The organism is Marisediminitalea sp. (assembly GCF_984433645.1).
In genome coordinates this window covers 24,177-38,213 of sequence record NZ_CFIDRX010000018.1, presented here as the reverse complement: position 1 = coordinate 38,213, position 14,037 = coordinate 24,177, and the positions used below count along the sequence as shown (strand labels likewise).

Genomic DNA, 14,037 nt, shown 5'->3' with positions numbered 1-14,037 from the left:
TACGTAACGGTATGGAATGTGGTATCGGCGTTAAGAACTACAACGATGTTAAAGTCGGCGACCAGATTGAGGTCTTCGAGATCATCGAGGTTCAACGTCAGATTTAACCAACAGGTTAAACGAAAAGTTAACGGCGGGGGCTATGATGCCCCCGCTTTTGTCTGTGAATTTCGGGCGATGCGACGCGTGGCCTGATAGTAATTAGGAGAGTAACCATGGCTCGGGAATTTTCTCGAACTGACAGGGTTGCCCAGCAAATCCACAAAGAAGTGGCCAGTTTGCTGCAAAACGAATACAAGCACCGTATTGGCAACATGCCGTTTATCACGGTTTCCGGTGTTGAAGTGTCTCGGGACTTGGCGCACGCCAAAGTTTTTATTACGTTTTACGAGAACGATGAGGAAGTGGTGAAAAGCCACATGAAGCTGCTTATCGAGAATATTGCGTTCTTGCGTGGCTTACTGGCCAAGCGTATTCGCATGCGTTCAGTTCCTCATCTGCACTTCTTTGAAGATAAGTCGATCACCGAAGGGATGCGTATCTCAAATCTGGTCAGTGAAACCATTGCGCGCGATAAAGCGCGTCAAACTAACACTGACGAAGACCAGGACGATCAGCAGGACTAAGCAATATGGCCAGAAAACGCAAAGGCCGTGCAGTTAACGGCATTGTGTTGCTCGACAAACCGTTAGGCGGCTCATCGAATCAGTTGTTGCAAAAGGTCCGTTGGTTGTTTCAGGCGCAGAAAGCGGGGCATACCGGGGCACTTGATCCACTGGCAACCGGTATGCTGCCAATCTGTTTGGGAGAGGCGACAAAGTTTTCTCAGTTTTTGCTGGATGCCGACAAAGAGTACGAAGTCACCGCTAGACTGGGTATCCGTACTACGACGTCTGATGCCGACGGTGACGTTGTGGAAGAGCGTCCGGTAACGGTAAGCGAAGACGAGGTTCGTCAGGCTTGCGAGTCCTTTATTGGCCACAGCAAGCAGATCCCCTCCATGTTTTCTGCGTTGAAATACCAGGGAAAACCGCTTTATACCTATGCCAGACAGGGTATTGAAGTACCGCGGGAAGCCCGGGACATCACGATTTTTGCTCTGACGATTAATCGTATTACGTTGCCTGAAGTAGATATGACCGTACATTGCAGCAAAGGGACTTACATTCGTTCACTCGTTGATGACATTGGCCAACAACTGGGCTGCGGTGCCTATGTAACCCGGTTGCACAGAACCAAAGTCGCCGATTACCCCACCGACAGAATGGTGCCTGTTGAATCAATGGAAGCCATGGTGTCAGAAGATGTCGCCACGCGGGAATTCGATCAAATCGACTCACTGCTATTACCCATGGATACGGCTGTAAAATCGCTTCCGGCGATTCATATTGATGAAGTGCAGACGCATCGCCTGCAACATGGTCAAAGCGTCAGCGGTGAAACAGAGTCGGCACTTGAAGCCGGACAGTTTTATCGTATCTACGGTATTATCGACGCGGAAACGGCTTTTCTTGGGGTGGGTGAAGCAATATTGAACCCCAAAGATCAGAAAGCCGGTGAAGGCAAACTCTATGTCTCACCACGTCGAACGGTAGTCTATGCACCGCAGTAGGCGGATTATTTAGTGCAAACACTTGCGCCATACTCTACGCCGAGTATAATACGCGCTCATTTCGCCAGACTGAATTAGTGATTGGTCTGGCATTTACTAGGAGAAATGTATGTCACTAACTAAAGAAGAAACAGCAAGCATTGTTGCTGAATACGGTGTTAAAGAAGGTGATACTGGTTCACCTGAAGTACAAGTAGCTTTGTTGACGCACAACATCAACAAACTGCAAGGTCACTTCTCTTCTAACAAGAAAGATCACCACTCACGCCGCGGTCTGCTGCGCATGGTTAGTCAGCGTCGTAAGCTGCTTGACTACCTGAAAGGCAAGAACGCTCAGCGTTACCTGGACCTGATCAAGCGTCTTGGCCTGCGTCGTTAATTCGCAGCTAAGTCGAAAAAAAGCGCCTTTTACGGCGCTTTTTTTGTGCCCGAAATAAAATAGTTCTGTCCCCGGTCTTCTATCTGTACGCACAGAATTGTTGCTTTTTTTACGCTTTTCCCGGCATTGTCCTGAAAAGACGTACCGTTCTGTGAAATTCGATAAACACAATGGCGGGAGTTAACCGCGCTGGCGCGCGGCAAATATGGGCAGGTATGCGAGTTTCTATAAGTGTGAAAGTAATGCTGGGGTATCTGGTTATTCTCAGCGGGTTATTTATCTCCGGTATCTTTATTCATCAGGCGTTGTCTTCGATTTCGCAGCAAAAAAGCGTGTTTACCGACAATGCGCTGCCAGCCATGCGCACAATTCAGTCGTTGCAACAAGATCTGGCTACAATGCACACACTCGGCTTTGCGCTTTATGGCTATACCATAGAATTGCCAGACTACGAGCAACAGCAGTCCGAACTCCAGGTGACGGTAGCTGAGCGTTTGCGACAACTGTCTTCGCAATACCATGTTGAAACCACTTCTTTGATTGAGCAGGCTGAGCAATTTTTAGTTGCGCAAACGGCGCTGCAAGCTGAATTGTCTGAATCTAACATTGACTGGGATAAAGCCAGGTTTTTATTAACCGATATCGATGCGATAAAGCTCGACTTGTTCACGGAGTTAAATACGCTGTTAAGTAACGCAAGCTTGCAGGCCAGCAAAGCTTCAGCAGGTGTCGATAAATCGATTTTTACCCTGTCTGTCGTAAGCTTGATTGCCGGTGCACTGGTATTTAGCGTTTCCATTCTTGCTGTCATTTATGCACACAAGACTTTGGTTAGGCCGCTCAAGTCTCTCTCCCGCGCGCTGCACTCTGTTGTTAGTCAGAAAAACCTGAACACGGTACTACCTCAGCCAGCCAATGATGAGATAGGCGAAGTAATAGTGCACGTGGAAGAAATGATGACGGTGCTCAAGGCAGACAATGTGCAGTTAAACGAGGTGGTGCGTGACATTGTCGAATCAACCGCACAATTGCAAACCTCGGCAGGGGCAACCGATCAACAGGCAAGCAGCTTTAAACGGCTGGCAGAATCAATGGCTGAACATATCGATAGTCTTGTTGCCCGGGCCTTACAGGCGAGTGAAGATGCCGACAGTGTGTCTGCAGCAGCACTACAGAGCGCTGAATTGGTAAAACAAGGTGAGCAGGATGTCGCCCTTACCGCAGAACACATCGTTAAGCTTAAAGCCGATATACAGGCGTCTTCGGCGTTACTTGCCTCACTACACAACGCAGGGGAACAAGTTGGCTCCGTGTTAAGGGTTATCAGTGAGATTGCTGAACAAACCAATTTACTGGCGCTGAATGCGGCTATTGAGGCGGCTCGGGCAGGCCAACATGGCAGAGGGTTTGCTGTTGTCGCCGACGAGGTGCGAACACTGGCTTCACGCACCCAGTCTTCGACACTGCAAATAAACCACATTCTGGAGAAGATCGTCGGTGCCATTCAGCAAACCGTTGATAGCATGAATAACAATCAGTTTTTTGCCGAGCAGGCCTTTGTGCAAGCCAATCAAACGGTTGATTCGCTGGCGAAATGCCAGCAAAGCGTACTGGCACTGAGTACTGACAATCAACAACTGGCTGTTGCTACTCAACAAGCGGGTCAAGCAACGGGGACTATGCAAACAGAAGTTTCGTCCATCCTTGCGTCGGCCAATGCGCTGTTGAAGCTGAGTGACGAAACACGCCAGCAGGCACAGACCTTTGTGCAAATGAACGACATACTCGCTAAGCGTGCCAGCGCGTTCAAGGTGTAATGCTGTTGTCTTAGAATGTAGCCGTCAGATCGCAGGTTTCGCGTTTACCCAGTGCGTCGGCATGGGCATCTAACCAGTGATCTGCCGTTTGTTCTCCGGCTTCTCTTAAGCAATCTAGAAAACCCTTGCGGTTGTTGTATTTAGTCGCTGCGTCGAGTTCGCCTAGGACCTCGGTATTGGTTATTAAATGCAATCGCAACGCGTTGATTTGCTTTTCCAGTTTACCTAACAACCACTTTTTACCTTTAAGCATGGTGCGAATGCGCGCAAGGGTATTCATCTCGCGCATAAAGTTGCTGTGAAAGCCAATTTCGGTTACGCGATCACTGATATCCTGGGCGCTGGTAGGCAATTCGTCCCGAATCAAGGGCTGAAGCAGTACAATCAGAATGTCCTTTGCTTTACATTCGTGAATTAACGGATAGATGGCAGGGTTGCCGGCAAAACCGCCATCCCAATAGTGTTTGCCCGACACTTCTACCGCTTTATGGATACTCGGTAAGCACGCTGAAGCAAGCAGGTGAGCACTGGTTAATTCATCGGCGTTAAACAAGGCCAGTTTGCCGGTACTGACTTCAGTGGCGGAAATGTACAAGGAAAACGGACTATCGCGCTGCAATTTTTTAAAATCGACATTGGCTTCTACTATGTCACGCAGGGGATTCACGTCCAGTAGATTAATGTTGTAGGGGGAGAGCATCTGAAAAGCATTCAGCCACCATTGAGTCACTGATTGCGTAATTTCCTCCGGGATTGCAAAGTCTATGTTCTGGCTGGCAACGGCGTACCAGAAATCAGCCAATTGCTGCTTAGCGCCTTGTTGTTTACCTTTTCGCCATCCTTCGGCAAGCATAACGGCATTCATGGCCCCGGCACTCGCACCACTTAACCCTTCAAATGTCAGCCATTTTTCTTCCAGCAGCCGGTTTAAGACGCCCCAGGTGAATGCGCCGTGCGCCCCACCTCCTTGCAAAGCCAATGATATTGTTACCTTTCGCATAACCATTCCTTTTATGACTAACAGTAACGTCGCTGGCTCACAGTGACCAACGGTTGCACAGTTATGCTGCGATGCAGCATTTGAATGGTATCTTACGACAAATTGGCGTGAAAAGATTGCCTGTGATGAAAAAATATACAAAAAAGCCTGCGGATCTGCAGGCTTTTGGGGTTCGGTTTAGTCTTCGCGAAGCTTACTGAGGAGGTGTACCACCTGCAGCAGGACTGCTTCCACCCGATACCACTTTGGTGGCCAGGTTTCGCAATTCGTTTTCCAATGTCGAAATACGGCTGGATAGCGCATTGTTACGCTGTTCCAGCAGTGCCAGCTTGTCGCTGAGGTTTTTCACGTTTTGTTTTTGTGACGTACTGCCCGCAGCGACCTGTTCCATTTGTACATTAAGCGCCAGCATTTCATCCGATACGGTATTAAGGCTGGTAGACAGTGCAGCGAGTTGTGTTTTTTGGCTGTCCAGGTTACGAGAAACCTGACCTACCGACTCCTGTAGCTGCTTCTTATCTGCATTTGTACGATCCGACAGGTCAGCAATTTCTTTTTGGTTACGACGCCAAGCGGAAGCCCAGAGTTTATCCATCTGCTCCCACAGTTCGCTGCTTTTGTTTGACAGTTCAGTGACTTTGACTTGCAGCGCTACGGTAGACTCACCAATTTCCTCACCCGTTGCCGACAGTTTGTTTTCGAGTTGCTGGATACGCTGTTCAGCACCCGAAAGCAACGCTTGTTGTTGTGTTGTCAGGTGGTATAAGTAGCCGGCTGCACCACAACTTGCCAATCCGAATAGCAAAGCAAAAACGGCAAGTCCTTTACCGCCACCTGAAGATGAAGGCGTGGGTTCGCTGGGAGTCCCGGGACTTACCGAACGGTGAACCGGGTTGCTTTTAGCTTGAAAATTACGGCGATCTTCTTCATCTAATCGAATGGTAGGAAAGTCATCATTCCGCGAGTTATTGGCCATATTCCCTCTAATGACAAATTTAGCGCATGGTGCAGTTAATAATACTGCTACTGATGTTATCGTTATTTAACCAGCAATACCAACATTCCACGGCATTTTTAGGTGCAATCGCCGTTGAATCGTCCAACTGGCCGCTTACTTCCACGAAATTTCAGGGTAAGTGGGGAATGCGCCAGGCGGTTCAGGTTGTTGGTGTAAGTCAATCAGGTCGTTTTGCAGTTTAACTCTGAATGCCTTAACTTCACGCCATTTTGCATTCAGCGTCGGTGTAGCCTGGCCTTCGTCTTCCTGCTTTAACAACACACCCAAGTGTTGGTAGTGCGCGTAGAGTACGTTTGCCTGCTGCGTTTCAAATTCAATCAATGATGGCGGGATTTCACTGTGTGTTTCGCCAATTGCTGAGCCGGCTACAATTGAATCTAAGTATTCGGCTAACGTCGCTGCTGATTCATTGTGTGCTGATTGCCAGGTAACCAGTGATGCCCGGTTTAATACCGTTTTACTCTCTGGATCAATTGCCAACACGGTCGGTGTGGCAAAATACGCAGGGTAGTTAAACTGCCCTAATAGGGCTGATTTGTTTTCCAGATAGCCGACGTTTACCGGCAATACCTGATAATGACTAGCCGCTTGTTTCACCTCTGGTGAGTCGAAATAACCGGCCAGTGCCCGTGAGTCGTGACACCAGTTTGCCCCTAGAATCAACAACAAGGGCTTGCCTTTCATTTGGGCCTGGTTCAAGGCTTCTTCAAGTCGTTGGGTTTGTGAGCCGGGCGACAAGGATGGGTAAAAACTGCTGTTGCCAGCCGAAAAGGCTGGCGAACTCAGAAAGCACGCCAGTACTGTACACAGCAGAGCGAATACAGAGCAACGCTTTGATTTGTGCATCATTCGTCTTCACCACCAATCCATTCAACCCGATACAGGTCGCGACGACGATCCAGATAGTTACGCACAGATCCTTCGTTTTGCAGGCGCGTAAGTTTGTCGAGGTCCAAATCAACGATCAGCGTCATCTCGGTATTGGGCGTGGTTTCTGACACGATGGCATCGTGCGGGAAGGCAAAATCTGACGGTGAGAACACAGCGGTCTGGCCGTACTGAATATCGACGTTGTCTACTTTGGGCAGGTTGCCCACGCTTCCTGCAATGGCAACGTAACATTCGTTCTCGATTGCGCGAGCCTGCGCACAGCGACGCACGCGCAGATAGCCGTTTTTGGTATCGGTCCAGAATGGAACAAACAGAATTTGCATTTCCTGTTCAGACAGCAATCGCGCTAACTCCGGGAATTCAACATCGTAACAAATCAGAATGCCGATTTTGCCGAAATCCGTGTCGAAACAACGCAGGTGATTCCCGCCTTTCATGATCCAGTCTTTCTTCTCATGTGGGGTAGGGTGGAGTTTATACTGGCTCTCAATGGTGCCGTCACGTTTGCACAGGTAACTGACGTTGTACAATTCGCTTTCTTCCGTTACCGGCATGGAACCTGCGATAATGTTTATATTGTAAGACACCGCCAGTCGCGATGTTGCAGTCAGGATTTCCTCGGTGTATTCCGCCAGGTGCCAGATAGCATCGATAGACGAGTCTGACGGGCTTAGCCCCATCAACGGCGCATTAAAGAATTCCGGGAACAACGCTATATCACAGCCGTAATCAGACAGGGCATCAACAAAGTACTCTACTTGTTGGATCAGCTCTTCCACGTTTTCGAAATAGCGCATTTGCCATTGTACACAACCAATTCGCGCACTCGACTTTTTACCGCCGATCAGGTTTGGGTTACCGGGTTCATAGTAAATGTTGTGCCATTGCAATAATGTGGCATAGCCTTTCGACGCCTTGTCTTCCGGCAAATACGCTTGCATAACCTGCTTAACTTCAAAGCCGTTGGACAGCTGAAAAGTAAGAATAGGGTCGAAAATGTCCTTGGATTTGACTTGCTCGATGTACTCGTAGGGCGACATTTCACCAGCGTGCTTAGCGTAGTTGGGTATACGGCCGCCCGCCATAATGGATTTCAGGTTCAGGTTGCGGCACAGCTCCTTGCGCGCTTCATAAAGCCGACGCCCCAGACGCAGCCCTCGGTATTCAGGCGATACAATAACCTCAACACCATACAGCACATCGCCGTTTGGATCGTGGGTAGTCAGGTAGGCGTCACCGGTAATTTCATCGTAGGAATGTTTGTCACCGAACTGGTCGTAATCCACGATAACGGATATGGCAAAAGCCACTACTGTACCTTTGTCTTCTATACAAATCTGGCCTTCAGGAAACGTATTTACCTGTGCTTTGAAGTTTTTATACGGCCATGCACCGCCCACATGACGATAAACGTCGTCCATCAGCGCCTTAACGTCCTGGTAATCCTCCAGCGTCAGGTTGCGTAGTTCAAAATGATGTTCGGTATCTTCAATACTGTTTTCTGCACTCATCGTGTCGACGATCCTTATTACCGCTAATCTGGCTATCAACATAGCATGAAGGTGTCGTGAGCTCTACCGTTAAGCGGCCTGACACCGATAGAAAAAATTCTCGCTTTGAGCTTAAAAAAAGCTTGAGTTGCGGAGATTTTGAACATATAAAGCGCGCACAAATTAATTGGATGTTTACACGTGGAAATTCAGGCTGATTTACATCACTTAACTACCGCTGCGATCGACCAGACCGCTGTGTTTTCAGGCATAGCGGAAGACTTAAGTACCAAAGGCTTTAGTATTCAGCACGGGGTGTTATCTCCGGCTTTGTTAGACGCGCTGGTCGCGCAAGCCCAGCAGTTACATCATTATGATCCGGCTGGTATTGGCCGCGAACAGCAGTTTCAGCAAAATCAGTTTGTGCGTACCGATGAGATCAGTTGGATAGATGGTAAATTGCCGGCCACAGCAGAATGGCTAGCCTGGAGTAATAGTCTGAAAACGTATCTCAATCGGCGGCTGTTTCTGGGCTTGTTTTCCTTTGAAAGTCACTTTGCGCACTACCCGCCAGGCAGCTTTTATAAAAAGCATTACGATGCCTTTCGCGGTGAAGCCAACCGTGTGTTATCTGTTGTCCTGTACCTGAATTCTCAGTGGGGGCCAGACGATGGCGGCGAGTTGGTGATTTACCCGGAAGAACATGCAGACGACACCGTGGTTGTAACGCCTTTAATGGGGACAATTGCGATATTTTTGAGCGAAGAGTTTCCCCATGAAGTGTTGCCCGCAACACGAGACCGTTTTTCAATTGCGGGCTGGTTCAGGGTGAACAACAGCACGGCGCAACGCGTAGACCCACCCAAGTAACGGCCTGTCTGCCTTTATACCGTGAGGCGGTTAAAAGCGCAGCTATGCTAATTTCTGCCAATCAGAGTATGGCAGTTTTATGAAAATCGGGATAACATCTAAATTAAATGGGTAAACGAAACGTTTACCCGGCGTATTTTCAGCTGAGTATTGGATTTAGCTGGAACGACCAACTCGACAGGGAACGCAACAGGAGTTAAGTGGCAACCTTCATGGAAAAAATCCCATTACCCAAAAGCATCGACGAATTAAAAGTGCTGGTTGTAGACAACCAGGGCCTGATACATGACTTAGTTAATTCCGCTTTAACCGATCTGGGTGTGAAGAAGGTAAGCAGTGCGCAAAATGCCTACCATGCAGTGCGACTGTGTCAGGATGATGTCTTCGATGTTGTTTTACTGGCGTTTAATGTCAGTAACGACAAAGACGGGTTCCATTTGTTCGAAGAACTGAAACACCATCAGTACATCTCAGACAAAACCACGGTTATTTTCCTCAGTGCAGAAACCAACATGGAGTTGGTAAACTGTATTATCGAGTTACAGCCCGATGATTTTTGGGTGAAACCGCTAGCCAGACAGCGCATCCAGCATCGCTTCCGCTACTTAGTCGATATTCGTCGCAAGCTCAATAAACTCATGCACAGTATGGATAACGGCGATTATGCGGCCGCTATTTATCATGCTGAACGCGGGTTGCGTGACAGCAGCGTGGTGGAATACCACCCCAGACTTAAGCGCATGATTGGCGATTGCCTGATTCAATTACGCGATTATATTAGCGCGGAAAAGTACTTTTCCGATTTGAAAGCCGAATACGACCACGCCTGGGTTCATATTGGACTGGCTAAATCCTTGTTCAGACAAGACAAAATTGAAGAAGCTGAGCTGCTAATCGAAGACTTATTGCAGCGCAATGACACAAAGTTCCTGACTTACGACCTGCTGGCGCAATACTATATCGGCAAGGAACAGTTTGACGTCGCGTATGAGCAAGTAAAAGCAGCCAGTAAACTCGCACCGCGTAATATTGAGCGCAATAAAAAACTGTGGGATTTGGCGCGGTTGAATCGTGACAAATACGGACAGTTGGAAGCCGTACAGAATATGGCGAAGTACGCCAAGAATTCCATTCATGATTCGCCTGATCTTACTCTGAATGTGGTTCGCACTATGGTGGACCTGGCGGCGTCGGTGTCCGGGCAGGAGTCCGAAAAGCTGCAGCGCAGTTTGCAAAAAGAACTCGATGAATTAAGTCGTCAGGCCGCTACCAGTCAGGCGTTGTCTAATCAGTTAGTGGTGGTAAAAACACGTCTGTGTTGTTTACAACAGCAAAAGCGTGAGGCAGAAAAGTTACTCAAAGAACAACTTGATACCAGCGTGAATATGAACCTGGAAGACAATCTGGATCTCATGAAAGCGTATCACGAGTTGGGCATGAAAGAAGATTGCCTGAGTATACTGGATAAGCTCCGCTCACAGCTTGCAGGCGATACTCTGGCAAGCCAGGTTGTTGATGAGTACCTGAAACGCGAAGAGATTGAGCGACGGGAAATCAAGTTCACCACCAAAGAACTGAAAGACATGGCGGCGGTTAATTATCGCGAAAATCGTATGTTGCCTGCTTACAACAATCTGTGTCAGGCCATGACACTGTCGCCTCACGACAAGTCAATAGCCCTCAGTCTGTTAAAAGTGCTTGTGCAACTTAACAAAAAAGATCCACTGTCAGATGCTCAATATGAGGTAGCATCCAATGCGTCTCGTTTATTACACAGCGGAAAACTGATTGATGCACAGCGTCAAAAGCGGGATGAATATTTAACGGCATTGGGTATTAACGAAGTACAGCTGTCTGCTATGCCTTAACACACTGCGGCTCGCATTTCGGGACACCCATTTTCGGAAAGTGAGCCTTGTGCTCTTATTGATTAAATTCTGCACTTATCTTCTTTTTAATAGTTTTTTCTGAATCAACCTTTCAACAAATCCAATTATAAATTCTCCTTTGCAAGGGCTATTCTTGTCCCAAGTCAAACGTTACTGACTTCAAGGCATCCGATAACCTTGAATTTTCGTATCGAACCTACAAGTCAATAGCAGTGACTTTGCACTGTAACAAAGCAGTGCTATTGATTCAGTAAATTGAAATGTAACAACCCTAACTTTTGGAGAAAGTAAATGGCTTTAATCAACACACAAATCAAACCGTTCAAAGCGCAAGCATTCAAAGACGGCGAGTTCGTAGAAGTAAGCAGTGAAGACATCAAGGGAAAGTGGGCGGTATTTGTATTTTATCCTGCAGACTTTACTTTCGTATGTCCTACTGAGCTGGGCGACGTTGCAGACAAATATGAAGAGCTTCAGGCGCGCGGCGTAGAGGTATTCTCAGTATCTACTGACACTCATTTCACTCACGCTGCATGGCACGAAGCGTCAGAAACTATCGGTAAAATCAAGTTTGCAATGATCGGCGACCCAACAGGCGTTATCACTCGCAACTTCGATTGTATGCGTGAAGATATGGGTCTGGCTGACCGTGGTACTTTCGTTGTTGACCCGGATGGTGTTATCCAGGCAATGGAAATCACTGCTGAAGGTATCGGCCGTGACGCGGACGACCTGGTTCGCAAAGTTAAAGCAGCTCAGTACGTTGCTTCTCACCCAGGTGAAGTATGTCCTGCTAAGTGGAAAGAAGGCGAAGCAACACTTGCTCCTTCATTAGACTTAGTTGGCAAAATCTAAGACAGACCAACTACCAACTAGTTAGTCCGTGCGGGCTCAATGCCCGCACATTCCAAGTTTCCAGTTAAGGCAGAAGTTATTATGTTAACGCAAGATATTTTAAATGCATTGAAAGGTTATGCTGCGAACATGCAGAAAACCGTCACCTTTGTGCTACAGACAGGTGAGCACAGCAAGCGTGAAGAGCTGAAGAAGTTTCTGTCTGACGTGGCAGGAATCAGCGACAAGATCCAGTTGGAAGAACGAGATACAAATGGCGTTTTACGCAGCTCTGTTAGCTTCTTACTGGAAGCTGATGGTGAAGATACCGGTATTCGTTTTTCCGGGATCCCAGGCGGACATGAGTTTAACTCATTCGTTCTGGCTATGCTGCACGCGTCAGGCACACCGCTGAAAGTAGACGATAGCGTACAAGGCATCGTAAAAGGTGTGAAAGAAGAACTGAATTTTGAAGTATTTATCAGCCTGAGTTGTCACAACTGTCCGGACGTTGTCCAGGCGTTGAACCAATTCGCGTTGTTAAATCCGAATATCACCAGCGAAATGATCGACGGCGGCTTATACCAGTCATTGGTTAGCGAACGTGATATTCAGGGCGTACCCAGCGTATACCTGAACGGTGAATTATTTGCCAACGGTAAAGTGGACGCCTCAACCCTAATCGACAAGTTGTTAGAGCGCGACCCGTCGTTGAAACAGGCCAATGCTGGTCAGTCATTACCGCTGCAGGACGTTACCGTGATTGGTGGTGGCCCGGCAGGCGTAAGTTCAGCGATTTACAGTGCGCGTAAAGGGTTAAAAGTGACTGTGATTGCCGATCGATTCGGTGGTCAGGTAAAAGACACGATGGGTATTGAAAACCTGATTTCAGTACCAAAAACCACGGGCCCGGAGCTGGTGGGTAACCTTGCCGAACACATGAAAGATTACGACATCACGTTAAAAGAACACGTGCGTGTTGAATCTATCGAGAAGGGCAACATTAAAACACTGACTCTGTCATCTGGCGAGCAGATTAAAACCAAGACCATTATTGTGGCTACGGGTGCACGCTGGAGAGAACTGGGTGTGCCGGGTGAGAAAGAAAACATTGGTAATGGTGTTGCGTATTGTCCGCACTGTGACGGCCCGTTCTTTAAAGGTAAGGATGTTGCGGTAATTGGTGGCGGAAACTCTGGTATTGAGGCAGCACTGGACCTGGCGGGTATTGTTAAGTCGGTAACCGTGTTCGAATTTATGCCAACGCTGAAGGCAGACCAGGTGTTAATCAACCAGGCCGAAAAGCGTGAAAATGTCACTATCATTAAGAACGCGGCAACCAAGCAAATTGTTGCAGATAACGGCAAAGTGACAGCAATCGAGTATCAGGACAGAGCGACTGATGAAGTTCACTCATTACCGTTAGCCGGTGTGTTTGTTCAAATTGGATTGGTACCAAACAGCCAGTTCATGAAAGGTGTTGTTGAGTTGACTCAGCACGGTGAAATTGTGGTAGACAACAAATGTAAGACGTCTGAACCAGGTATTTTCGCCGCAGGTGATGTAACGACTGTCCCTTACAAGCAGATTGTTATTTCCATGGGCGAGGGTGCAAAAGCGTCGCTGTCAGCCTTCGAATACTTGCTGGCCCACGAAGTGGAAGACGAAGCTGAAAGCCAGGCGGCATAAGCCTCGTTAAAAACAGCGAATTATTATAATCCTTGAAAACCCGGCGCAAGCCGGGTTTTTTATGTTCAGGCTATTGCTTTTCTCAGCAAAACCTCCATATTGCACAAAGAATAACGCGTGAACTTACTCAAAACGACAATGCAAACCACTTCTGTACACACCGCTACTACCGCACGTCGAGACAACTCGATGTGGGTATGGTTATGGTGTCTGGTTGTGTTTGCAGGGTTGAGTGGTGTATCTCACTCGGCATCTTATACAACGGATTCGGCGTTAGTCTCAGGAGAGCAACCTGCAGCGGTTGCAGGTCAAAGAGATAACGGGTTATTCCCTCGTGAGCTCACGCAGCTCATCAGAAATCAACAATCGGCCAGTGAGCCGGACCAAGGCTTTGCGCCAAAATACCCAGGACAACAAACGATTCATTGGCAGTATGCCGGCTTGGTGTCAGCGTCGTTCGTTGTTGTTAATTCACCGTCCCCGTCTTTATTCACACAACCGCCCTCGCGCGCGCCTCCCATTTGTTAATCAACTAACCATTTTTTCTG

At 48.0% G+C, this 14,037-nt stretch carries 13 protein-coding genes; 9 read left to right on the top strand and 4 right to left on the bottom strand.

The window, feature by feature from the left end:
* Nucleotides 1-215: 215 nt before the first annotated feature.
* The 4 genes from rbfA (at nt 216) to AC4MRN_RS04445 (ending at nt 3,808) form a co-directional block, all read left to right on the top strand.
* Nucleotides 216-626, top strand: coding sequence for a 30S ribosome-binding factor RbfA (gene rbfA / locus AC4MRN_RS04460; protein WP_073321812.1), 411 nt, complete (start codon nt 216-218; stop codon nt 624-626).
* A gap of 5 nt (nt 627-631) precedes the next feature.
* Nucleotides 632-1,612: a tRNA pseudouridine(55) synthase TruB gene (gene truB / locus AC4MRN_RS04455; RefSeq protein ID WP_491202615.1), complete on the top strand. Its 981-nt coding sequence runs from the start codon at nt 632-634 to the stop codon at nt 1,610-1,612.
* Between the two features lie 109 nt (nt 1,613-1,721).
* A complete protein-coding gene (gene rpsO / locus AC4MRN_RS04450; RefSeq protein WP_073321806.1) occupies nt 1,722-1,991 on the top strand; it encodes a 30S ribosomal protein S15 in 270 nt (89 codons plus the stop codon).
* 215 nt (nt 1,992-2,206) lie between these two features.
* Nucleotides 2,207-3,808, top strand: a complete 1,602-nt coding sequence (locus AC4MRN_RS04445) for a methyl-accepting chemotaxis protein (protein ID WP_491202614.1) — start codon at nt 2,207-2,209, stop codon at nt 3,806-3,808.
* A gap of 10 nt (nt 3,809-3,818) precedes the next feature.
* On the opposite strand, the gene AC4MRN_RS04440 is transcribed toward AC4MRN_RS04445, so the two are convergent.
* The 4 genes from AC4MRN_RS04440 to AC4MRN_RS04425 all read right to left on the bottom strand — a co-directional run bounded on the left by AC4MRN_RS04440 (nt 3,819) and on the right by AC4MRN_RS04425 (nt 8,228).
* Complete coding sequence (locus AC4MRN_RS04440) at nt 3,819-4,808, bottom strand: patatin-like phospholipase family protein (RefSeq protein ID WP_491202613.1); 990 nt, start codon at nt 4,806-4,808, stop codon at nt 3,819-3,821.
* 193 nt (nt 4,809-5,001) lie between these two features.
* The gene (locus AC4MRN_RS04435) at nt 5,002-5,784 is read right to left on the bottom strand and encodes a hypothetical protein (RefSeq protein WP_491202612.1); all 783 of its coding nucleotides are present in this window, start codon (nt 5,782-5,784) and stop codon (nt 5,002-5,004) included.
* Nucleotides 5,785-5,919: 135 nt separating this feature from the next.
* On the bottom strand, nt 5,920-6,675 hold the full coding sequence (locus AC4MRN_RS04430; RefSeq protein ID WP_491202611.1) for a thioredoxin family protein: 756 nt from the start codon (nt 6,673-6,675) through the stop codon (nt 5,920-5,922).
* Nucleotides 6,672-8,228 carry a bifunctional GNAT family N-acetyltransferase/carbon-nitrogen hydrolase family protein gene (locus AC4MRN_RS04425; RefSeq protein ID WP_073321791.1) on the bottom strand — a complete coding sequence of 519 codons (1,557 nt, stop codon included), beginning with the start codon at nt 8,226-8,228 and terminating at the stop codon, nt 6,672-6,674. Before AC4MRN_RS04425 ends, AC4MRN_RS04430 begins: the two co-directional genes overlap by 4 nt.
* 180 nt (nt 8,229-8,408) lie before the next feature.
* On the opposite strand from AC4MRN_RS04425, the gene AC4MRN_RS04420 reads away from it, so the two are divergent.
* From AC4MRN_RS04420 to AC4MRN_RS04400, 5 genes are all read left to right on the top strand, one after another.
* Complete coding sequence (locus tag AC4MRN_RS04420) at nt 8,409-9,077, top strand: 2OG-Fe(II) oxygenase (protein WP_245819149.1); 669 nt, start codon at nt 8,409-8,411, stop codon at nt 9,075-9,077.
* A 200-nt stretch (nt 9,078-9,277) separates the two neighbouring features.
* Nucleotides 9,278-10,945, top strand: a complete 1,668-nt coding sequence (locus AC4MRN_RS04415) for a response regulator (RefSeq protein ID WP_370164634.1) — start codon at nt 9,278-9,280, stop codon at nt 10,943-10,945.
* 312 nt (nt 10,946-11,257) lie between these two features.
* On the top strand, nt 11,258-11,821 hold the full coding sequence (ahpC, locus tag AC4MRN_RS04410; RefSeq protein WP_073321785.1) for an alkyl hydroperoxide reductase subunit C: 564 nt from the start codon (nt 11,258-11,260) through the stop codon (nt 11,819-11,821).
* A gap of 81 nt (nt 11,822-11,902) precedes the next feature.
* On the top strand, nt 11,903-13,489 hold the full coding sequence (gene ahpF / locus AC4MRN_RS04405; RefSeq protein WP_370243414.1) for an alkyl hydroperoxide reductase subunit F: 1,587 nt from the start codon (nt 11,903-11,905) through the stop codon (nt 13,487-13,489).
* 117 nt (nt 13,490-13,606) lie between these two features.
* A complete protein-coding gene (locus tag AC4MRN_RS04400) occupies nt 13,607-14,017 on the top strand; it encodes a hypothetical protein (protein WP_491202610.1) in 411 nt (136 codons plus the stop codon).
* Nucleotides 14,018-14,037 lie beyond the last annotated feature (20 nt).